19 protein-coding genes are annotated in these 20,529 nt (G+C 72.7%); 9 read left to right on the forward strand and 10 right to left on the reverse strand.

What is annotated here, in order from left to right; genetic code table 11:
* The first annotated feature begins 121 nt into the window (after positions 1-121).
* Entirely contained in the window at positions 122-886 is a 765-nt protein-coding gene (locus tag LN042_RS22075; RefSeq protein ID WP_308191849.1) for a MerR family transcriptional regulator, read from the forward strand.
* A 107-nt stretch (positions 887-993) separates the two neighbouring features.
* Here the strand turns inward: LN042_RS22075 and LN042_RS22080 are convergent, their stop codons facing one another.
* The gene (locus tag LN042_RS22080) at positions 994-1,896 is read right to left on the reverse strand and encodes an NmrA/HSCARG family protein (RefSeq protein WP_230053030.1); all 903 of its coding nucleotides are present in this window, start codon (positions 1,894-1,896) and stop codon (positions 994-996) included.
* Between the two features lie 63 nt (positions 1,897-1,959).
* On the opposite strand from LN042_RS22080, the gene LN042_RS22085 reads away from it, so the two are divergent.
* Positions 1,960-2,502 carry a MarR family winged helix-turn-helix transcriptional regulator gene (locus tag LN042_RS22085; protein WP_230053031.1) on the forward strand — a complete coding sequence of 181 codons (543 nt, stop codon included), beginning with the start codon at positions 1,960-1,962 and terminating at the stop codon, positions 2,500-2,502.
* A gap of 111 nt (positions 2,503-2,613) precedes the next feature.
* Positions 2,614-3,417, forward strand: coding sequence for an inositol monophosphatase family protein (locus LN042_RS22090; protein ID WP_230053093.1), 804 nt, complete (start codon positions 2,614-2,616; stop codon positions 3,415-3,417).
* A gap of 43 nt (positions 3,418-3,460) precedes the next feature.
* Here LN042_RS22090 and LN042_RS22095 read toward each other — a convergent pair whose 3' ends face one another.
* Entirely contained in the window at positions 3,461-4,966 is a 1,506-nt protein-coding gene (locus tag LN042_RS22095) for a pyridoxal phosphate-dependent decarboxylase family protein (RefSeq protein WP_230053032.1), read from the reverse strand.
* Positions 4,967-5,043: 77 nt separating this feature from the next.
* Positions 5,044-6,408, reverse strand: a complete 1,365-nt coding sequence (locus LN042_RS22100) for a diaminobutyrate--2-oxoglutarate transaminase family protein (protein ID WP_230053033.1) — start codon at positions 6,406-6,408, stop codon at positions 5,044-5,046.
* 713 nt (positions 6,409-7,121) lie between these two features.
* On the opposite strand from LN042_RS22100, the gene modA reads away from it, so the two are divergent.
* From modA to LN042_RS22115, 3 genes are read left to right on the forward strand one after another with little or no spacing between them, the layout of a single operon-like run.
* Positions 7,122-8,021, forward strand: coding sequence for a molybdate ABC transporter substrate-binding protein (gene modA / locus LN042_RS22105; RefSeq protein WP_230053034.1), 900 nt, complete (start codon positions 7,122-7,124; stop codon positions 8,019-8,021).
* Positions 8,018-8,824 (forward strand): molybdate ABC transporter permease subunit, encoded by an 807-nt coding sequence (gene modB, locus LN042_RS22110; RefSeq protein ID WP_230053035.1) that lies wholly within the window; start codon positions 8,018-8,020, stop codon positions 8,822-8,824. Before modA ends, modB begins: the two co-directional genes overlap by 4 nt.
* The gene (locus tag LN042_RS22115; RefSeq protein WP_230053036.1) at positions 8,821-9,885 is read left to right on the forward strand and encodes an ABC transporter ATP-binding protein; all 1,065 of its coding nucleotides are present in this window, start codon (positions 8,821-8,823) and stop codon (positions 9,883-9,885) included. Before modB ends, LN042_RS22115 begins: the two co-directional genes overlap by 4 nt.
* 15 nt (positions 9,886-9,900) lie before the next feature.
* Here LN042_RS22115 and LN042_RS22120 read toward each other — a convergent pair whose 3' ends face one another.
* The 4 genes from LN042_RS22120 to LN042_RS22135 all read right to left on the reverse strand — a co-directional run bounded on the left by LN042_RS22120 (position 9,901) and on the right by LN042_RS22135 (position 14,290).
* Positions 9,901-10,734, reverse strand: a complete 834-nt coding sequence (locus tag LN042_RS22120; RefSeq protein ID WP_230053037.1) for a patatin-like phospholipase family protein — start codon at positions 10,732-10,734, stop codon at positions 9,901-9,903.
* 178 nt (positions 10,735-10,912) lie between these two features.
* The gene (locus LN042_RS22125; protein ID WP_230053038.1) at positions 10,913-11,617 is read right to left on the reverse strand and encodes a DsbA family oxidoreductase; all 705 of its coding nucleotides are present in this window, start codon (positions 11,615-11,617) and stop codon (positions 10,913-10,915) included.
* Between the two features lie 153 nt (positions 11,618-11,770).
* Entirely contained in the window at positions 11,771-13,042 is a 1,272-nt protein-coding gene (locus tag LN042_RS22130; protein ID WP_230053039.1) for an alpha/beta hydrolase, read from the reverse strand.
* 147 nt (positions 13,043-13,189) lie between these two features.
* Positions 13,190-14,290 carry a DUF5937 family protein gene (locus LN042_RS22135; RefSeq protein ID WP_230053040.1) on the reverse strand — a complete coding sequence of 367 codons (1,101 nt, stop codon included), beginning with the start codon at positions 14,288-14,290 and terminating at the stop codon, positions 13,190-13,192.
* A 101-nt stretch (positions 14,291-14,391) separates the two neighbouring features.
* Here LN042_RS22135 and LN042_RS22140 point away from each other — a divergent pair, with 101 nt between their 5' ends.
* Entirely contained in the window at positions 14,392-15,690 is a 1,299-nt protein-coding gene (locus LN042_RS22140; RefSeq protein ID WP_230053041.1) for an MFS transporter, read from the forward strand.
* Between the two features lie 248 nt (positions 15,691-15,938).
* Here the strand turns inward: LN042_RS22140 and LN042_RS22145 are convergent, their stop codons facing one another.
* On the reverse strand, positions 15,939-16,331 hold the full coding sequence (locus LN042_RS22145) for a GvpU-like protein (protein ID WP_230053042.1): 393 nt from the start codon (positions 16,329-16,331) through the stop codon (positions 15,939-15,941).
* 1,039 nt (positions 16,332-17,370) lie between these two features.
* Between LN042_RS22145 and LN042_RS22150 the strand changes: the two genes are divergently transcribed.
* Positions 17,371-17,730: a MerR family transcriptional regulator gene (locus LN042_RS22150; RefSeq protein ID WP_372495796.1), complete on the forward strand. Its 360-nt coding sequence runs from the start codon at positions 17,371-17,373 to the stop codon at positions 17,728-17,730.
* 1,006 nt (positions 17,731-18,736) lie between these two features.
* Positions 18,737-19,213, forward strand: coding sequence for a GNAT family N-acetyltransferase (locus LN042_RS22155; protein ID WP_230053043.1), 477 nt, complete (start codon positions 18,737-18,739; stop codon positions 19,211-19,213).
* On the opposite strand, the gene LN042_RS22160 is transcribed toward LN042_RS22155, so the two are convergent.
* Positions 19,198-19,800 carry a hypothetical protein gene (locus LN042_RS22160; RefSeq protein WP_230053044.1) on the reverse strand — a complete coding sequence of 201 codons (603 nt, stop codon included), beginning with the start codon at positions 19,798-19,800 and terminating at the stop codon, positions 19,198-19,200. The genes LN042_RS22155 and LN042_RS22160 overlap by 16 nt on opposite strands.
* 2 nt (positions 19,801-19,802) lie before the next feature.
* Positions 19,803-20,516 carry a JmjC domain-containing protein gene (locus LN042_RS22165; RefSeq protein WP_230053045.1) on the reverse strand — a complete coding sequence of 238 codons (714 nt, stop codon included), beginning with the start codon at positions 20,514-20,516 and terminating at the stop codon, positions 19,803-19,805.
* Positions 20,517-20,529: the final 13 nt, after the last annotated feature.

The raw sequence follows: 20,529 nt of genomic DNA on the forward strand, positions 1-20,529 counted from the left end.
CGGGAACGGCAGTGATCGTGCCAGTAATCACTGGCACGATTGGAGGGTAGCTGTTGACACTGAATCTCGTAAGGGGTCCGGCATGACCGAATTCCGGGGCCCGCGCCCTATGCTGAGCCGTGTGGCGGAGATCGACGAGCAGCCCGCGGAGCAGCCCGCACGGGAGTACCGGGTGGAGGAACTGGCCGCGGCCGCCGGCATCACCACCCGCACGCTGCGCTTCTACCGCGAGCGCAAACTGCTGCCGCCGCCGCGCAAGGAGGGGCGGATCGCCTGGTACGGCGAGGCCCACCTGTCCCGGCTGCGCATGATCACCGAGCTGCTGGAGCGCGGCCACACCCTGGGCGGCATCGCCGAACTGATCGGCGCCGGCGAGAGCGGGCAGGACGTCGCCGAGCTGATCGGCCTGGCCGACGCCATCATCTCCCCCTGGTCCAACGAGACGCCGGTGGCGATGACCTGGGCCGAACTGGCGGAGGCCTTCGGCGACCAGCTGACCGAGGCCAACACCAGCGAGTCCATGGCGCAGGGCTACATCACCGTCACCGAGGACGGCATCACCCACATCAGCCGCCGGCTGATGGACACGACGGTGGCCCTGGTCCAGGAGGGCATCCCGCTCGCCGCCGTGCTGGACGTCAGCCGCAAGGCGCAGGAGTACGCGGACGCGATGGCGGAGGTCTTCGTGGGCCTGATCCGCGATCAGCTGCTCGGGGCGCTCACCGGAGACGAGCCCCTGCCGCCTGGCGAGGCGGCGCACCTGACGGAGCAGCTGCTGCGGATCCGGCCACTGGCGCGCACGGTCGCCGATGCGCAGTTCGGGCTGGCGATGGACCGCCGGGTGCACGCGGAGTACGACGAGGTGCTGCGGCGGCGCCAGGGCTGACGTCGGCCGGGTCAAGGCGCCGGAGCCGACCATCGACGGGTCAAGGCGCCAAGGCTGCTCATCGGCCGGGCCAGGCTCCAGAGCCGACCGTCGGCCGGGTCAAGACGTCAGAGCCGACCGTCGGCCGGGTCGAGGCGCCAAGGACGCCCCGCCGCCCACCGCTCGAAGGTGTGCCACTCGACCTGCGGGTGATCACGGTGCAGCGCGTCGATGTCCACCGTCAGGCCGACCTCCTGGAAGTAGCGGAACATCGCCGCCAGGTCGGTCGAGTAGCTCTCGGCGACGGCCAGCGGTACCTCGCGGGCGGTGATCTCGCGGCCGCAGGCCGCGGAGATGGCGGCGGCAATCTGGCTGGGGGTGCGCCACTGGGAGGCCAGGTCGATCCGGCGGCCGGCGAACCGCGCGGGATCGCTCAGGGCGAGGGCGGCGAAGGCGCCGATGTCGGCGGCGGCGACCACCGGGAGCGGGCGGTCCACCGGCATCGGGATCGAGAAGTAGCCCTCCCGCAGCGACTGCAGGGTCCAGCTGTTGGCGTAGTTCTCCATGAAGGCGCCGGGGCCGAGCACCGTCCACGGCACGCCGAGGCCCACGAGGTGCTGCTCGATCCGCCACTTGCTGTCGAAGTGCGGGATGCCGGTGCCCAGATCGGCATTGGTGGCCGACGTGAAGACGATGTGCGCTACGGTGCCGGCGGTCCGAGCCGCGTCCAGCAGGGCGGTGCCCTGGCGGACCTCCGTCTCCAGGTCGGTGCGGAAGGGCGTGGACATCGCGAACAGCCCACCGGCGCCGCGCAGGGCGGCGAGCAGCGAGTCGGGTTCGTCGAAGTCGGCCCGCACGACTTCCGCGCCGAGCTCGCGCAGTGCGGTGGCGGCCGGGGAGGAGACGTCCCGGGTGACGGCCCGGACGGGGCGGCCGGCGCGCAGCAGGGCGCGGACGGCGGCCCCGCCCTGGGTGCCGGTGGCGCCGGACACGGCAACGGGGAGTGTCTGGTCGTAGAATTCCTGCGTCATGCAGATAACGCTAGCGACAGTTATCTGCGCGACGCAACTAATTACCTGCCCTGGAGGCCTCCCATGAACCGTGAAGCACTGCTGGAGGAGCTGCGTGACGAGTCCCGCCGCTATGTCGCCTCCTATGTGCTGTTCAACCAGGCCGTCGCCGACCACTTCGGACTGCACCCGACCGATGTCCAGTGCCTCAACCTGCTCTCCCTGGAGGGCGGCCCGGTCACCACCGGCCGCATCGCCGAGCTGACCGGCCTCACCAGTGGCTCGGCCACCCGGCTGGTGGACCGGCTGACCAAGGCCGGCTACGTGGCCCGCGAGCGCGACCCGGAGGACCGGCGCCGGGTGCTGGTCCGGGCCGTCCCCGAGGCGATGGCGCGGTTCGGGGCACTGTGGCGGGAGTTGGCCGTCGATTGGGACGCGCTCTTCGACCAGGACAGCGAGGCCGAGCTGGAGCTGCTGATCCGCCACATGCGCCGGACCACCGAGCTGGGGCGGCGCCAGGTGGCCCGGCTCACGGCGGGTGGGGGCGCTGTACAGGTGGGCGACCGCGCGGCTGGGCCGACCGACCCCGTGCGGCCTTGGACCTCGACGCACGGCGGCGCTGAGTAGGCAGGCGGTCACGGGCCACGGTCGGACGTCGCCGCCCGGCGGCCGCCGCAGGTCGCGATCGGGCGGCCGTGGGAGAGTGGTAGCGAGCGAAGGGAGCATAGGCGCGTGCTCATGGAGAAGGTGGCGGAGATCCTCACCGAGGCATCCGCCGAGGCCGTCGAGCCGCGGTTCCGCGCCCTGGCGGCCGGCGAGGTGATGGAGAAGGCACCGGGCGACGTGGTGACCGTCGCCGACCGTGAGGCCGAGCTGATCATCGCACGCCGGCTGCGCGAGCTGCTGCCGGTGCCGGTGGTCGGCGAGGAGGCGGTGGCCGCCGACCCCGCGCTGGCCCGGGCCCTGCACAACGAACCCGCCTGCTGGCTGGTCGACCCGGTCGACGGCACCGCCAACTTCGTCGCGGGCCGCCCCGACTTCGCCGTGATGGCCTCGCTGATCCGGGACGGCGAGGCAGTGGCCGCCTGGATCTGGCAGCCGATGAGCCGCACCTGCTACGCCGCCGAGCTGGGCGCCGGGGCGTGGCGGGACGGGCACCGGCTGGTCCGGCCGCCCGCCGGGGACACCCCGGGGATGTGGCGCGGCTCGGTCAAGCACTATCTGCGCCGCCCCGGCCTCTTCCCCGGCCTCGACACCCGGATACCGGCCTTCGGTCGGCTCACCACCGGCCGCCGCTCGGCCGGCATGGAGTACCCGTTGGTCGCCGACGGCGAGTTGGAGTTCCTGCTGTACTGGCACACCCTGCCCTGGGACCACGCCCCCGGCTCCCTGCTGATCCGGGAGACCGGCGGTGTCTCGGCCCGCCTGGACGGCTCGCCCTACCGCGCCGATCCGCCCGGCGGCGTCGACGGCCTACTCGTCGCCTGCGACCCGCACACCTGGGAGCGGACCCGGGCGATCCTGCTGGGATTGAGCGACTGAGGCATGCGGCTGAACGGCTGAAACAACCGACGCAGCAGGGTGATCAGTCCAACTCGCGGGCCGTGCGCAGCACTTCGCCCAGCAGCCGGTCCAAGTCGGCCTCCGTGGTGTGCGGATTGAGCAGGGTCAGCTTCAGCCAGACCGCGGGGGCCGTCGACTCCGCACCCGGGACGGGCAGTTCGGCCCGGCCCAGCACGGCGCGGCCGGTGGCCAGCAGCCGGCGCCGCAACTCGGCATTGCCCCAGTCCTGTTCCCAGTCATGAACCCGTGCCCGCTCCCGGTCGCCACCCCGTCCCTGGTCCTGGCTCCCGTCCCGGCGCCGGCCCACGTCCCGGACCCGGAAGACCACCGTGGTCAGGGTCGGCTCCCCGTGGAGCTCGAACTCGGCTGCGGCTCCGATCCGCGCCGCGGCGTACCAGGCCAGCTGGTGGCATCGGTCCACCAGGCGGCCGAGCCCGGCCCGACCCAGGGTGCGCAGGGTGACCGCGATCTTGAACGCGTCGGCCCGGCGGGTGGTGCGCAACGAACGGCCGAGCAGGCTCGGATAGCCGGCCGCCTCGTCGTCCGCCGGGTTGAGGTAGGCGGCGCGGCGGGCCAGCGAGGCGTAGTTCTCGGCGCGGCGGACCAGGAAGACTCCGGCGGCGACCGGCTGCCAGCCGAGCTTGTGCCAGTCCAGCGAGACGGAGTCGGCCCGGTCGATGCCGTGCAGCAGCGGAGCCAGCCGATCGGAGAGCAGGGCGCCGCCGCCGTAGGCCGCGTCCACGTGCAGCCAGGCGCCGTACTCGGCGGCCAGCTCCGCGCAGGCGGGCAGCGGGTCGATGGCGCCGGTGTCGGTGGTGCCGGCCGTGGCGACCACGGCGACCGGCGTCTCACCCGCCCGTCTGCTCGCGGCGAGGGCCTCGGCCAGCGCTCCGGGGTCCAGGCGCTGCGCCCGGTCGACCGGGACGCCCACCACGGCGCGCTCCCCCAGGCCCAGCACGGCCGCGGCGCGCTGCACCGAGAAGTGGGCGGCCCGCGAGGCGAACAGCCGCGGTTGCCGGGCCGGATCGACACCGTCGAGCTCCGGCCGGCACCCCGCACCGGCCAGCACGGTGTCCCGGGCCAGCATCAGCGCCATCAGATTGGACTCGGTACCGCCCGAGGTGAGCACCCCGGCTGCCTGCTGCGCCTGGTAACCGACCAACTCGGTCAGTTCGGCGAGTAGTTCGGTCTCCAGCACGGTGGCGGCCGGCGCCTGGTCCCAGGAGTCCAAGGAGGGATTGAGCGCGCTGACCGCCAAGTCGGCCGCCACCGCCACCGCGAGGGGCGGACAGTGCAGGTGGGCGGCGCAGGCCGGGTCGGCCGGGTCGGCGGCACCATGGGCGAGCAGGCGGGTGAGCTCGGCCAGCGCATCGGCTGACGGCGCGTCTGACTTGAGCGTCGTGGTGACCCGCTCCGCCAACTCCCCCGGCAGGCCGGCCGGCAGCGGTCCGCCACGCTCGGACGCACCGGTGGCCAGCGCGGTCAGTACGGTGTCCAGCAGTGGGCGCAGTGCGGCGGGGCCGGCCATGCCGCCGGCCAGGGCAGCGAGCCCCGACGGCCCGTCAAGCGAGGTGGCCCCTGGGGGCGTCGTCCGAACACCGCCCATCATCGGGGGGCCGCCGCGGCGATCGCGTCGGACAGCCGGTCGAGCACGGCGTGGGCCTGCTCGTCGGTGATGGTCAGCGGCGGCAGCAGGCGCAGCACGGCATCGTGCCGGCCGCCGAGTTCCACGATCAGGCCGCGGGCCAGGCAGGCCTCGCGCACCCGCCGGGCGAGCGCCGGGTCGGCCGGGTACGCACCGCAGACGTCCGGCTCCGCACCGGGGTCGACCAGTTCGACGCCGATCATCAAGCCGCGGCCCCGGACGTCGCCGATCACCGGCAGTTGCCGTTGCAGGCCGGCGAGTTCGGTCATCAGGTACCGGCCGACCGCCGCCGCCCGCCGGGCCAGGCCGTTGGCCGCCACGTGGCGCAGCGTCGCGGCACCCGCGGCCATGGCCAGGGTGTTGCCGCGGAAGGTGCCGGTGTGCGCACCGGGCCGCCAGCCGTCGTACTCCTCGCGGTAGACGACCACCGCGAGCGGCAGGCTGCCGCCGATCGCCTTGGAGAGCACCATCGCGTCCGGCGTGATCCCGCTGTGCTCGACCGCCCACATCGCGCCGGTCCGGCCGACGCCGGTCTGCACCTCGTCCACGATCAGTGGGATGCCGCGCTCCGCGGTGATCCGGCGCATCTCGCGCAGCCAGTGGTCCGGTGCCGGCACCGCGCCGCCCTCGCCCTGCACCACCTCCACGATCATCGCGGCGGGTCGGACGACACCGCCCGACGGATCGTCAAGCAGCCGTTCGACGTACTGCGCGGAGACCCGCTCACCCGCCTCACCGCCCAGCCCGAACGGGCAGCGGTAGCGGAACGGGAACGGCAGGCGGGTGACGTCGCCGCCGCTCGGCAGCGGTTCCTTGACGGCCACGTTGCCGCTGACCGCCAGCGCCCCGGCGGTCATGCCGTGGTAGCCGCCGGTGAAGGCCAGGGCGCCGCGCCGACCGGTGGCGGTCTGCATCAGCTTGAGTGCCGCCTCCACGGCGTCGGTGCCGGCCGGACCGCAGAAGTGCACCCGGGCTCCCGTGGCGAACTCGGCGGGCAGGCTCTCCAGCAGCGCGGTGGTGAAGTCGTCCTTCTCCGCCGTGGCCAGGTCGAGGAGGTGCAGCGGGGCGCCGCTGTCCAGGGTGCGGCGGATCGCGGCCAACACGGCGGGGTGGTTGTGCCCGAGCGCCAGGGTGCCGGCACCGGCCAGGCAGTCCAGGTACCGCCGGCCGTCGGCGCCCTCCACCGTCATCCCGTGGGCGCGCACCGGAACGATCGGGAACGAACGGGCATAGGTACGGGCAGCGGACTCACGGACCCGTTGGCGCCGCAGGATCGCCTCCGCCGGCGGAGCGGGCTCGGCTGCGGGCGCGGCAGTGAGGGGCACGGCACCTCCAAGGTTAGGTAAGCCTAACCTTATCTCATGCTCGACCGGCAACCGCCCGCCGTCCTCACCAACGAGCCGACAGGCCCCGGGTCACGCGGCAGGCCTGACACGCCATGAGGTCGGCAGCGGCGGTACCCGGCCCGGTGGACGCCGATCGGACCTGCCGAGCCGGGGCCGTCCGGTCGCCCGCCGGGGTGGCCGGTGCCGGCGATCAGCGGGACGCTCAGTGAACCTTCGACGCAACGGGCCGCAGTGCCTCGGCAACCGCGCCGAACGGGCCTGACAGGGATGGCAGCAGGAGTGGCGGGTCCACCCGCTGCTGGCGTTCGGCGGCCGCCGAGTACCGACCGTGCGGCGACCGGCCGTGCGGCAACCGACCGTGCGGCGCCTGCTGCGCGCGGTGCATCGGCGGCGCCCGGCGACGACCGTCGGGCCGAGCCGCCCCGACGGACACCATCGAGCCGAGCCGACCCGACAGACCACCATCGGGCCGAGCCGACCCGGCTGACCGCTGCCAGGCCGAGCCGCCCCGGCCGCCCGCGCCTGACGGAGGTTGCCAGAGACGGTCCGGGCTCGGGCCGGCCTCGCGTGTGCGACGGAACAGGCGACAGGAGGCTCGCATCTGCGGCACTATGATCGCCCTAATGGCCGCACCTGCAATCATTCGATGTGACAACCGTGCCCTGCCCGGGCCCGGTGGGAGGGGAACCAACGTGACCACCAGCCGGACCCGCTCCGCAGCCGCCGCCGCGGCCGCGCTCGCCGCCCTCACCCTGGCCGCCTGCTCCAGCAGCGGCTCCGGCAGCAGCGCCGGCGGCAGTGCCCCATCGACTGGCGGCGCCTCGCCCGCCCTGTCCGGCACGGTCACGGTGTTCGCCGCCGCCTCACTGCAGGGCACCTTCACCGACCTCGGCAAGAAGTTCGAGGCCGCCCACCCCGGGACCAAGGTGACGTTCAACTTCAACGGCAGCTCGACCCTGGCCCAGAGCATCGTCAACGGGGCCCCGGCGGACGTCTTCGCGGCCGCCTCGCCGGCCACCATGAAGACCGTCAGCGACGCCAAGGACACCGCCTCCGAGCCCAAGGTGTTCGTCCGCAACACCCTGGAGATCGCCGTCCCCAAGGGTAACCCCAAGCACCTCGCCTCACTGAAGGACCTGGCCGCTCCCGGAGTCAAGGTCGCCCTCTGCGCGCCGCAGGTGCCGTGCGGCGCGGCCGCGCTGACCGCTCTCAAGGCGGGCGACGTCAGCCTGACCCCGGTCACCCAGGAACAGGACGTCAAGAGCGCGCTGACCAAGGTCGAGCTCGGCGAGGTGGACGCGTCGGTCGTATACCAGACCGACGTGAAGGCCGACGCGGGCAAGGTCGACGGTGTGGACTTCCCCGAGGCGGCCAAGGCCGTGAACGACTACCCGATCGCCGACCTGGCCAAGGCGCCGAACCCGGCCGCCGCCAAGGCGTTCGTGGACTTCGTCGAGTCCGCGCAGGGGCAGCAGGTGCTGACCGCCGCCGGATTCCAGCAGCCGGCGGCCACCGGCGGTTCCACCGCCCCGGCGGCCGGTGCCTCGGCCGGCGCGTCCACCGCACCGTCGACCAGCGCCACTGCTCCGTGAGCCCGCGAGCCTCCCGGAACCGGGTGCCGGTCGCGCTGCTGCTGCCGGCACTGCTCGGGCTGGCCTTCCTGGTGCTGCCGCTGGTCGGGCTGCTGATCCGCGCACCCTGGCGGGCGCTGCCCCAGCAGCTGGCCAGTGCCGAGGTCTGGGAGGCGCTCAGGCTCTCACTGAGCTGTGCCACCAGCGCCACCGCCGTCGCCCTGGTGCTCGGAGTGCCGCTGGCCTGGCTGCTGGCGCGCACCGAGTTTCCGGGTCGACGGCTGGTCCGGGCACTGGTGACGCTGCCCCTGGTGCTACCGCCCGTGGTCGGCGGCGTCGCGCTGCTGCTGGTCCTGGGCCGCAACGGCGTCGTCGGACGCTGGCTGGACAGCGCCTTCGGCCTGACCCTGCCGTTCACCACGCCGGGCGTGGTGGTGGCGGAGGCCTTCGTGGCGATGCCGTTCCTGGTGATCAGCGTCGAGGGGGCGCTGCGGGCGGCCGATCCCCGCTACGAGGAGGCCGCCGCCACGCTGGGCGCCTCCCCGCTGACCGCGTTCCGCCGGGTGACCCTGCCGCTGATCGCTCCCGGGGTGGCCGCCGGTGCGGTGCTGGCCTGGGCGCGCGCCCTGGGCGAGTTCGGCGCGACCATCACCTTCGCCGGCAACTTCCCCGGCCGCACCCAGACCATGCCCCTGGCCGTCTACCTGGCGATGGAGAACGATCCGCAGGCGGCGATCGCGCTGAGTCTCGTGCTGCTCGCCGTCTCCGTCGCGGTACTGGCCGGGCTGCGCGGCCGCTGGCTGAGCCCAGGAGGCCAGGCATGACCGGTGAGATCGCCCTGGACGCCCGTCTGCGCGTCGAACGGCCCGGCTTCGCACTGGACTTGACGCTGCAGGCCGCCCCCGGCGAGGTCATCGCGCTGCTCGGACCGAACGGCGCCGGCAAGTCGACCGCGCTGCGCGCACTGGCCGGCCTGCTCCCCCTGGACGGCGGCCGGCTGGCGCTGGACGGCACGGTGCTCGCCGACCCGGCCGCCGAGCTCCACGTGCCCGCCGAACGACGGCCGGTGGGCGTGGTCTTCCAGGACTACCTGCTCTTTCCGCACCTCAGCGCCCTGGACAACGTCGCCTTCGGGCTGCGCTGCCAGGGCCGCCCGAAGGCCGCCGCGCGGGCCGAGGCCGCCGAGTGGCTGGACCGGCTGGGCCTCGCGGACCACGCCGGTGCCAAGCCCCGGCACCTCTCCGGCGGCCAGGCGCAGCGGGTCGCGCTCGGCCGGGCACTGGCGGTGCGCCCCGGACTGCTGCTGCTCGACGAACCACTGGCCGCATTGGACGCACGCACCCGGCTGGAGGTCCGTGCACAACTGCGGCGCCACCTGGCCGCGTTCGAGGCGGTGGCGGTCCTGGTGACGCACGATCCGCTGGACGCCATGGTGCTGGCGGACCGGCTGGTGGTGATCGAGGACGGACGCGAGGTGCAGTCCGGCACTCCGGAACAGGTGGCCCGGCAGCCGCGCACCGACTACATCGCACGGCTGGTCGGACTGAACCTCTACCAGGGCGTGGCCGCCGGGCACCGGCTGACGCTGCCGGGCGGCGTGGAGCTGGTCACGGCGGACGAGCTGTCCGGCCCCGCGTTCGCGGCCTTCCCGCCCGCCGCCGTGACCCTGCACCCCGGCCGCCCGCACAGCAGCGCCCGCAACTGCTGGGAGTTGACCGTCCACGGGCTGGACCTGCACGGCGACCGGGTGCGCGTCGAGCTGTCCGGCCCGCTGGAGCTGGCGGCCGACCTCACACCCGCTGCCGTGCACGAACTCGACCTGGCCCTGGGTCGTACCGTCTGGGCCACCGTCAAGGCCACCCAGACCCGCGCCTACCCGGCGTAGCCGACTGCCTGTCGATCAGGTCCAGAAACTGCGCAGCCCGTCGGCCAGTTCACGCCCTTCGGCCCGGCCGGCCTCGGCGGCGGGAGTCCGGGTGGCGGGGTCCAGCGGATCCCCACCGAAGGCGGCGAGGGCGGCCTCACCGGGCGTGACCACCTCGACCCGGGCGCCGGCCCCGGTCAGCCGGGCGACCTCCTGCTCGTAGAAGGCGTCGAGCATCGGCGCCAGCACCAGCACCCGGTCGAACCCGGCGGCCAGGCGCGCGTTGCTGATCGACGGCACCCCGCCGTCCAGGTGCGGCACGCCGTCGATCTCCACGGTCGGCCAGATCCCCGGGACGGCGCAGCTCGCGGCGACCGCCGTCACCAGCGGCACTCCGCTGGTCCGGTCGAGGAGCCGGTAGTCGCCGGTCACCGCGTCCACCGCCACCACGGTGAACGGCTGCTGCGGCCAGTCGTGCACCGGCAGCCGGCTCTCGATCACCGCCAGCCGCTCGGCCGGTGCGACCGTCCTGGCGGTGCGGGCCAACTCGCCGGCCCGGCGGCGGATTTCCGCCGGATCGGACACCTCGGTCAGGAGTGTCTCCCAGAACGCGAACAGCTCGGCGGTGGTCATGCCGACCGGGGCGAGCTCCCGGCTCTGCTGGTCCGGCCGGACCTGGCGGTGGAACAGCTCGGCGTAGGAGAGCCCGCTCAGCAGTTGGGCACCGACCGTCGAGCCTGCCGAGGTGCCGATCACCTGGTCGGCCTGGCGAACGTCCAGCCCCCGGTCGGCCAAGCCGGTGACGATCCCGTTCAGCCAAGCGATACCGGCGATCCCGCCACCACCCAGCACCAGCGCCCTTGTCGACATGACGACCAGCTCCCCTCTCCTGCGCCGCTCCGGCCTTCCTTGATCAACCCCGGCTCCGGGGCGATCGATTCCCGGCCGGCTGGCGGAGGGCGGTGCAGGCGGGCGGCGGGTGCGCCGTCCCCGCAACGGCGGGCGTGCAGGTGGGCGGCGGGTGCGCCGTCCCCGGAACGGCGGGCGATCAGGACTTCAGCAGCGCGGCGGCCCGACCGAGGAACTCCTCGTAGACGGTGGGGTCGTCCTTGTCGATCACCGGTGCGCCGGTGCCGAAACCACCGTTGACCCAGTGCAGCGCGATGCCGGGGTTGGCCAGGTTGCTGCCGTCGGCGAGGAAGAGGTGCGGGCTGCAGATGACCCGCCCGTTCTCGGCGCTGTGGAACTGCTCCATCACCAGGGACCGCGCGAAGCCGGTGTCCAGGGCGGCCGCCAGCCGGTCCACGTCCACCGCACCCGTTTCCTCCGCGACTTCCAGGATCACGTGGCGCAGCGATATGCACCGCCCCTGTGCCCAGAAGGCCAGCCGCAGCGCCCGGTCCAACTGCTCACTGGCGTGCCAGCTCTGCGACTTGGCCGCCTGCACCGCCTCCAGGGCGGGCAGCATGGTGACCGGGTAGGTCCAGTCCGGCCCCTGCCACAGCCGCCAGCCGGCGTCCGGCTCCACCCCGCTGAGCACGGCGTTCTCCGAGTCCACTCCGGGGCGGTAGTTGACCCGCTTGTTGAACAACTCCAGTGGGAAGCAGCGGAGGTCGAACCAGATCTTCCCCTCCAAGCCGAGCCGCCGCCTGGTCTCGTGCAGCCGGTACACCCCCACATGGGCGAACGCGCAGTTGAGGTCGGCGTAGACGGCGATGGTTTCGGGCGTGGCGGGCAACCGCGGGTCGGTCATGGATCCTCCGGAAGTCGCAATGGTGGGGCCGCTTGGGAGAAAGCGGACCGACCTCTGATTCTGGAGAACCCCGGACGGCCGATGCCAGTGAACGATCGGCTTGGCCCGCTGATCAGTTGTTCTACGTCGCGTCGTCGCTCACCGACGCCCCGGTCACTGGATGAAGGACTCCGGGGGCAGTGCGGGCCGGTCGAATGCGGTGACCGGACGGTGTTTCAGCCACTGGTCGAAGAAGTCGGCCAGGTACGTCCGCTCCACGCACAAGGTGCGCTCGACATCTGCCGTGCCCAGCTCGTTGGTGACGGTGGCGGCGGGCAGCACTCCCTGTCGGGCCAGCTGCGGCAGGTAGGCCTCCGCGTCGGTGAGCGAGGCATGCCTGGCGGTGGGCAGGTTGAGGTCCCGGCTCCAGCCCCGGGTGTGCTGCCAGAAGGCGTCCCAGGCGGCGACGGTGTGATGGGTGAACTGCTGGGTGCCGATCAGCAGCAGGGGTCGGTCCAGGCCGTCGGCCGCGACCGGGGCGAGGTTGGTGCCGCTCTCCAGCTGGTTGTTGCCCAGCGGGCCGTCCATGTTGACGCCGGCCAGCAGCCGCGGGTCGTCGTGCATGGTCTCGGCCGCCGTGTAGCCACCGGCGGAGTGCCCGAACATCCCGATGGTGGTCGTGTCCGCGGTCTGCGCCAGCGCGGGCGGCAGGGTGCCGGGGGTGGTCAGCTGGTCCATCACGAACCGGGTGTCGGCGACCCGGGTGTCCATCACCTTCTGCATCAGCGCCTGGATGGTGCCGTCCTGCTCCGCCTGCTGGATCAGCTGGGGCGTCAGCGCACTGGTGCGCACCGAGCCGTCGGGGAACTGCACACCCGGCGCCTCGTAGGTGTGGTCGATGGTCACCACCACGTAGCCGTGGCTTGCCAGGTCGTCCACCAGGGTGCTGTCCCAGTTGCGCGGGTCTCCGGCGCCCGGCGAGTAGAGCACCACCGGGAACCTGCCGTGCCCGGTGTCGGCCGGCGCGCCCTGGTGGGCGTGCGTCAGGGTGCCGGCCCAGTCCACCGCGCCCACCGGCAGGGCACCGTCCAGCGCACCGCTGTAGTAGCGGTCGAAGGCGGCGGCCTCGCCCGGCGTGAACTGCGGGGCGAGCGGATAGCGGTCGGCGCGCACCGCCGGATAGACCACGCTGATCATCAACTCCCGGTGCGCCGGACTGCTCACCCACGGATCGGCCCGCGAGGTGTCGGTCAGGTGCAGCGAGACCGTACCGAGCTGGTAGCGGCCGGTCGGAGCCGGCTGGGTGAGCCGCGCGGGGCCGGACCGGGCGGCGGCCGCGGGGCCGGTGGTCCCGGGGGCCGGGGCGGCGAGGGCGGGCGTGGCGGCGACCGTGCCGACCAGCGCGGCGGACAGGGCGGCGGCGAGGAGGACCTTGCGAATCGTCATGCATCCAGTCTGCCGACGAACCGTCAGCGGAACGATGGTGCCAGCACCCGCGTTCCGGGGTTCGGTTTGCCCCACCCGGCAGGTTCGCTCAACACCACCTGCTCGACTTTCAGTGAACGCCGCGGCCGTCGTAGGAGCCGCCGGCCGTCATCGCAGCACCGCCTCGACCAGGTCCGCGCCGAGCCGGGCGCTGCCGGCGAGGTCGAGCGAGTAGAGCACGTAGCGGCCGCGCCGGCGGACGGTCAGCAGGCCCGCCTTGCGCAGCACCGCCAGGTGCCGGGAGACCTCGGGCGCGGTGAGGTTCCAGCCCGCCGCCAGCTCCCCGGTGGTCTGCGGGCCGCGCGCGATGGACCGGGCCAGCCGCAGCCGCACGGGGTGCGCGAGCGCCTCCAGCCGTTGCTGGACCAGTGCCAGCGAGACCGGCTCGGCGAGCCCCGCCTCCGCCACCGGGTACTGCAGCACCGGCTGCCAGCCGCGGGCGTGCACCACCACCAGGTGGGGCCGCCCGAACACGGTCGGGATGAAGGTGGCCCCGCCCGCCTCGGCGGCGCTCACCGAGTTGTCCTGGAGCTTGTCCACCACGATCCGCCGCTGCCCCGACCCGTCCTCCTCCAGGGTGACCGCCGAGGAGACCGCCGCCAGTGCCTCACCCGGCCCGAGCCGGGCCGGCAGGTCGGCCTTGCGCCGGGCGTCGGCGGCCAGCCCCGGCACCAACTGCCGCCAGGCCTGCGCGAAGAAGGCCCGGTCGCAGTCCTCCAGGAGCCGCCGGACCAGCGCCCGCACGGTCGCCGGATCGGTGAGCAGCCGCTCGGTGAACGCCGCCTGCCGCGGTCCGCGCGCCGCCGCCAGCTCCCGGGCCCGGTCCCGGGCACCCTGGTCGGTCAGCGGCGAAGCGGCCGGGCGGTAGCTCAACCGCGCCGAGCCGCAGCTGGTCAACAGGGCCGCGGCCACGTAGCGTTCGTCGTCCAGCCGGTCGACGGCGTCCAGTTCCTCCGCGAGCGTCGCGGCCGGGCGGGCCGGGAGCAGGAAGTCGGCGCGCGAGTGCCGCCAGAGGAAGTCCGCCTCGATCAGCCGGTCGGCCAGCTCCGGCTTGAGCATGCCCGACGTCGCGGTCACCCAGCCGTGCAGGGTCGGGTGGTGCCCCGGCTCCGCCAGCAGGTGCAGCATCGCCACCAACTCCGCCAGCGGCGACGGGGAGAAGGCCAGGCGGTCCTCGGGCAGGCCGGTGATGTCGATGGTCAGGCTCACGGACCGGGATTCTGCCAGCTCAGCGTCGGGCTCCCGGCCCGGATTGACGGGACTCGTCAATCGACGTGCCCGCCGGGCGCGGTGGGGCGCAGCGTCGGGGCATGACATTGACGCAGGAGAAGGCACGACCGGCCGGGACCGTCAGCCGACCGGAGCGGCCGCGGAGCACGGTCCGGTTGCTGCGGGTCGCGGGCGGCCGCCGGTACGCGGCCGCACTGGTGGTGGACGCCATCGGAGCCGGGCTGCTCCGCCCGTTCCAACTGCTCTACGGGGTGAGCGTGCTGGGGCTGAGCGCCGGCCGGGCCGGGCTGGCCCTCTCGCTCGGCCTGCTGGCCGGCCTGGTGGTGCTGCCCCTGGTCGGGCGGTGGGTCGACCGCGGGGCGCGGAGCCTGCCGGTGGCGACCACCCTGCTGGTGCGCGCGGTCGGTGTGCTGGTCCTGCTGCTGACCGGTGGCCCGCTCGGCTTCACGCTGGCCGCGGTGCTGCTCGGAGTGGGTACGCAGTGCTGGCCGACGGTGCACGCGGCCACCGTCACCACCCTGGTCGAGGGACGGCTGCGGGACGCGGCGCTGGCCGCCGGAAGGTCGCTGCGCAACGCCGGGCTGGGCGTCGGGGCACTGGTCGCCACGGTGGCGACCAGCGGCGGCACGGGTGCCCTGCGCGGGCTGGCGATCGTGACGGCGGCGGCCTGCGTGGTGGCTGCGGCGCTGGTCTGGTCGCTGCGGGTGACGGCGCCGTCGGCGGTGCGCGCCGAGCGGGAGCGGCAGGAGCGGGAGCAGCGGGAGCGGCGGGAGCGGCGGGAGCGGCGGGAGCGGCAGCAGCGGGTGCGGGGCCCGGTCGGCGGGTTGAGCACCGTGCTGAGCCTGGCCAACGTGCCCTTCGCGTTCTGCTTCGACGTGCTGGAAGTGGCGCTGCCCGCGCTGTTGGTGACCCGGCTGCGGGTCTCGCCGGCCTGGTCGTCCGGGATCTTCGTGGGCAACACGGTACTGGTGATCACCACCCAGCTGGCGGTGGTGCTCTGGCTGGCCAAGCGCTCGCGCCGCTCGGTGCTGGCCCTGGGCGGGGGCCTGCTCGCCGTGTCCTACCTGGGGTTCTGGCTGGCCGGCGGGCTCGGCGGGGCGACGGGTGCGGGGGCGATCTGCCTGGTGGCGGTGGTCTACACGTTCGGTGAGATCGTCTACACCGGTGCCGGCACCGCCCTGGTGGTGGCCGCCGCGCCGCCGGAGCGGCTGGGGCGGGCGCTGGCCCGCTGGGAGCTCTCCAACGGCCTGGGGCGGGCCGCCGCACCCGCCTCGCTCACCGCACTGCTCGCCGTCGGGCCCGGTGTGCTCTGGGGAGTGCTGGCGGCGGCCACCGCGGTCGGCGCGGCCGTCGTGCGGCGGGTGGGACCGGACGTCTGACGGCCCGGGTGGAGGCCGAACCGGCTGCCACGTCCGAGTGAGCGGCCGAGGAGTACGCCGGCGTCCGTCGGCGCTCGGCGGACGGTGCACCCGCTGTCGCCACTGAGGAGTGGGGGCGCGGAGCCGCAGCTCGCGACCGACCGCTGTGGTGCTGTGCGAGCGGTCGGACCAGCCCGCTCGCACAGCGGCCTGCCACGGGTGCCGCCCGTTGCCCGGGGCGGGGTTCGCGCTCCGCCCCGGGCGATGCGTCACTGGTCGGTGTAGCTGAGGTCTCCCACCGTCCAGCTGCTGACTTCGGCGATGGCGATGCGGTACATGCCTCCGGTGTGCGGCAGCCCGTAGCTGCCTTGCAGGATGCGGGCGACGTGCAGGTGCAGGTGCGTCGGCCGGGCGGGGTGCGAGGTGTCATCGCCGGTCTGGCCGGCGCCGTGACCGGCGGGGTTCGAGAACAGTGCGGCGAAGGGCTTCAGGTGCTCGGAGGCCGAAAGGACTTCGGCGACCCGCTCGTGCCACAGGCTCTGCGGCGCCAGGCGTCCGGTGATGACCGCGCCCGGAACGACCACGGTCAGGGGCATCTGGTTGCTGTGCTCGGACTCCACCATCGCGGCGATCTCGACGAGCAGCGCATCAGGGTTCGACATGCCCCCAGAGGATAGTTCGGGCCGTGGCCCGCGCGCACGACCGCCCTCGAACGACTCCGGCTGCGGCTGGTGGTCCGCCGACTCCGGCGGGCCGCGCCGACTCCTCAGCGGTGATCCGGGGAGTGGGAAAATGTGAGACGGCCGAGAGAGATATGTGGCGGCGGGCATGGCCGCCTCCCACCGGAGCGACGGGGGCGGGAACGGTCCTCGACGCGTGAGCGGTGGCTTCTTCGGCGCACTGCTTGCCGCGCGGGCGCATCAGCGCATCAGCGCATCAGCGCCAGGTGACGCCCTGTCGCCGCATCCGCACACCGCCGGTCCGGACGCCCGGGAACATCAGTGCCGCGCCGCCATGCGAAAACCTACTCCGGCGAGAGTAGACATTGCCCGGCAGCCTGTGTAATGTTCCTGATGTTGGAACAGCAGGACAGCAGGACGGGCAGACATGAACTGCCCGAGCAGTACAGCAGTGACGTATGAGGCGTGCAGGTCGTCAGTCCGCGGGGCCCGGTCGTGCAAAAGGGGTCCGGCGGGGGCGGTGACCTGCCAGGCGCGTCGGGCCCGGCAGTGCGTGGGGTCCGAGGCGGTGGCGGTCAGGCACGTGCAGGAACGCAGTACCGGCAGCACCCGGGAAGTCGAACACCCAGCAGTACCAGCAGTTCGCACCACGCAGTACCAGCAGGACGGGTGTCGCCAGCAGTTCGCAACACCAGCAGTACCGGCAGTACCGGCAGTACCGGCAGTATGCACAACAGAGGAGAAGGGAAGGGTTCACCCAGCCGGATCGCCCGCCCTGGCGCGCATCCACCGCCAGGCGGTCACCGCAGTACCCATCGTCATGGAACGTCATGGAAGAGGTGGTTCTCGGTCACGCATACGCGATCCCCGCATCCCGCCCCTCCCCCGGGCGGTGCGGACACTACAGCTCGGCCCGACGGTCGACAGCGGTAGTGCAGTAGATGGTGAAAGTGAATCCGTACACCCCTGGGCCCCGGCGCACATCGCGCCGGGGCCCTCGACCCGTTTCGCAGGAAGGACGGTGCCGGTGGAACAGGCCACCCACGCCACAGACCCGAAGAAGGCGGACCCCGTGAGCGCAGAGAGCAAGTTCGACGACGACGACTACCCCGCCTACACCATGGGCCGGGCCGCGGAGATCCTGGGCACGACGCCGGGCTTCCTCCGCAGCCTCGACGAGGCGAAGCTCATCACCCCGCAGCGCTCCGCCGGCGGCCACCGCCGCTACTCGCGCTACCAGCTGCGCATCGCCGCCCGCGCCCGCGAGATCGTCGACCAGGGCACCCCCCTCGACGCGGCATGCCGCATCATCATCCTCGAAGACCAGCTCGAAGAGGCCCTGCGCATCAACGCCGAACTCCGCCGCGGCCACCCCAGCTAGCGCCGCGCCCACCGCCCCGCGCAGGAGCGTGGAGATCGAATCCCCGCACCTGGAAATGCCGGCGGCAGCCACCGCGGTCGGCGCGGCATCGTGCGGCGGGTGGGACCGCACGTCTGACGCCTTGTCGACCCGCTGCCATCGAGGAACGCCAGGCCGGCGGCGCAGCCCGTCGTACGGGCCGGCGAAGCCGTTCCGGTCGGCGAAGCGACGCCCGGCCGGCAAGGCTCGTCCCGCCCGCGAAGCCCCTGCTGTCCGTGGAGCGCGCCGTCAGCGCAGCGCCGGGTGGTCCGCCACCACCGTGCACGAGCCGGGAGCGATCTCGGTGCGCCCGGGTTCTGCACCCAAGCCGCACCGGCCGCGATCCTCCAGGCCGAGTTGGTCGCACGAGAGACCAAGGACCTCACGAGCGTCTGCCCCGTTGGCAACTACCTCTGGCGCATCTTCAAGCCGTGGACGCGGTGCCTGGACGACCCGGGCTGAGCTGTCCCTGGACCGAATCGCGCGTGCCAGCAGTTCGGCCGCGCCGACTTCGACCTCCTCCGCCTGCGCGTCCTCCACGCCGTATGAACCCGCTGGTGATGGCGGCATGGACGGTCACGCGGAGCGGGTGGACGGTGAGGGCGTTGACCGCGACGCCGGCGGCATGGTGGAGCCAGAGGTTTGGAGGAGATCGTCAGCCACAACCATTCATGATCGCGGTTCCGGACACGCTCCGTGGCTCCGGCACTGAAAGTGAGTCAGAACCAGTTCTGCGAGAGCATTGACACAGGTGAAAGCGACCCGGCCGTTCGCGCCGGCACACCGGCCGCGCCACCACCTTGGTGTCCTCCGATGGCAGTGCCGCCATTCCGCGGCGATAACTCAGTCGACGGCGGCGTCCTCGCCGGAGGTATCTTCGGGTTCCGACATACGCCAAGACGTGAGGTGGGTGCGACTGCACATGCCAGATGCTGAAGTCCCGTACGCGGCCTACCAGCCTGCGCCGGTTTCCCACTTACCTCCTGTCGTGGCGGAGCTGTCCGAAGCATCCGCCGGTGATATCGATCAGCTGGCTGCCCTTCAGACGGAGGTGCGGGGAGGAGGGGTTGCACAGTGGGCCGAGCGGATCGGCCGGGCGGTCGGCGCCGAGCGGAGCGTTGTGGTGGTCGCACGGGTGGACGGGGAGATCACCGGGTACGCCAACGTGACCTTCCTACCCGAGCATCCGGGTGACGGGGCGCCGGATGGGTACTACCTCTCCGGAGTGACGGTGTCGCCTCGGTGGCGGCGGCAAGGGGTTGGACGGGCCCTCACCCGGTGGCGAATGGCCTGGGTGTGGGCGCGGGATCCATCGGTGTGGTGTTTCGTATCCGCTCGGAACCGCGCGTCCCTCGACCTGCACACCGCCCTCGGATTCGTCGAGGTGCGGCGCGCCCCTGTGTTGCAGGGGGTGTCCTTCGAGGGTGGCTCGGGTGCGCTGCTGCGTGCTCAGCGGCCGATCTGACCGTTGATGCGGTCGAGCAGCTCCGGCAGGGGTGCGCACTGCCAGTCCTGCTCTACTGGGCCGAGGTCGCGGCCGGTGGCGCGGGCCAGGTTGATCTCGGCGGATTCGTGCAGCCAGTCGAGGCGGGCGATCAGGCCGTCGCCGCCTGCGGTTAATGTGATGGTTCGTCCGACCACGAGTCGATCGCTGGAAAGGAACGGGGCGCCCTCGGCCAAGTGGCCGATTACTGCCTTCACCATGGCGAAGGACCTGCGCGGGCTCACCAGCCGCGACGATGCGCGGGGCGGGACGATCAGGGTCCAGCGGTTGCGCTCCACGGCTCCCACGGGGAGAGGACTGTCCGAGAGAAGGTCTTCCGTGTTCCAGGATTCCCGCAGCCAGATGGTCAGGGGCATCTGCGACAGGCATTCCTCGATCCGGCTGCGGTCCAGGTAGCCGCCGAGGCGAGGGTCCTTGAACCGCAACTCGGAGAATTCATCCGTCACATCGAGCTCGTCCTGGCGGACGCGGAACGTGCCTTCCGGGTGGGGCACACTCAGCAGCCGGTGGACGACGGTGTCGAACGAAGTGTTCGTCGCAATCGCCATGGTCAGATCCCCAGTCGGTGGACGGCTTGGGCCAGCACGGCCTCCGGGTCCGTTTGCTCACCGACGAGGAGTTCGGCGGCGAGGGCGGACGGATGCGGTCTGGCGATGGTGAAGGTGAGATGGACGGAACGGCCCGATGCGGTGCGGGCACAGTGCGGCCACCCGTGCGGTAGGTAGAGCAGATCCCCGGGGGACAGGACGAAGTCGATGTGCTCCCCCTGCGGATCGGATTCGAGACCTGCGTTGGGATCGGCCGCGCCGGAGGGACGGACGATATTCCATGCCTTGTGCCCTTCGAGCTGGATGACCACGACATGGGAGGCGTCCCGGTGGAAGCTCAGCCCACGCGACTCGGCAGGTGTGATGAAGCCGTAGGCGGTCGTTACCAACCCGAAGTGGGCCTGCAGCTCGTGGACTTCGGCCCGGATGGCGTCGTCGAAGTCCTCAAGACGCTGGTACTTCATCGTGTAGCCGTCAGCTACCAGCTGCGCAACACGCTCGGTGTCGATTCCACGCTGCCGGTAGCCAGGGATGTCGGTACTGAAGTCCTTGACCGCGGGCTGGAGGCTGGACTTGACCAGGGTGAGGTAAGGCCAGTGCATGCCGGAGGCGCCGGCCAGCCGTAGCAGCCACTCGGCATCGAGCCGCTCGGGTGGCAGGCCACCTGACCCGATCCAGTGACGCTCGTTCCAGCACTGCGAGATGTGCCCCAGCACGGCGGGGGAGAGC

Source organism: Kitasatospora humi, assembly GCF_020907985.1.
Lineage (GTDB): Bacteria > Actinomycetota > Actinomycetes > Streptomycetales > Streptomycetaceae > Kitasatospora > Kitasatospora humi.

Excerpts from the sequence above, each read along its gene's own strand:
- LN042_RS22085 (WP_230053031.1), top strand. The coding sequence starts at position 1,960 with ATGAACCGTGAAGCACTGCTGGAGGAGCTGCGTGACGAGTCCCGCCGC.
- LN042_RS22080 (WP_230053030.1), bottom strand. The coding sequence starts at position 1,896 with ATGACGCAGGAATTCTACGACCAGACACTCCCCGTTGCCGTGTCCGGC.
- LN042_RS22125 (WP_230053038.1), bottom strand. The coding sequence starts at position 11,617 with ATGACCGACCCGCGGTTGCCCGCCACGCCCGAAACCATCGCCGTCTAC.
- LN042_RS22145 (WP_230053042.1), bottom strand. The coding sequence starts at position 16,331 with ATGTCGAACCCTGATGCGCTGCTCGTCGAGATCGCCGCGATGGTGGAG.
- LN042_RS22160 (WP_230053044.1), bottom strand. The coding sequence starts at position 19,800 with ATGGCGATTGCGACGAACACTTCGTTCGACACCGTCGTCCACCGGCTG.
- LN042_RS22120 (WP_230053037.1), bottom strand. The coding sequence starts at position 10,734 with ATGTCGACAAGGGCGCTGGTGCTGGGTGGTGGCGGGATCGCCGGTATC.
- LN042_RS22115 (WP_230053036.1), top strand. The coding sequence starts at position 8,821 with ATGACCGGTGAGATCGCCCTGGACGCCCGTCTGCGCGTCGAACGGCCC.
- LN042_RS22095 (WP_230053032.1), bottom strand. The coding sequence starts at position 4,966 with ATGGCCGGCCCCGCCGCACTGCGCCCACTGCTGGACACCGTACTGACC.
- LN042_RS22130 (WP_230053039.1), bottom strand. The coding sequence starts at position 13,042 with ATGACGATTCGCAAGGTCCTCCTCGCCGCCGCCCTGTCCGCCGCGCTG.
- LN042_RS22140 (WP_230053041.1), top strand. The coding sequence starts at position 14,392 with ATGACATTGACGCAGGAGAAGGCACGACCGGCCGGGACCGTCAGCCGA.
- LN042_RS22090 (WP_230053093.1), top strand. The coding sequence starts at position 2,614 with ATGGAGAAGGTGGCGGAGATCCTCACCGAGGCATCCGCCGAGGCCGTC.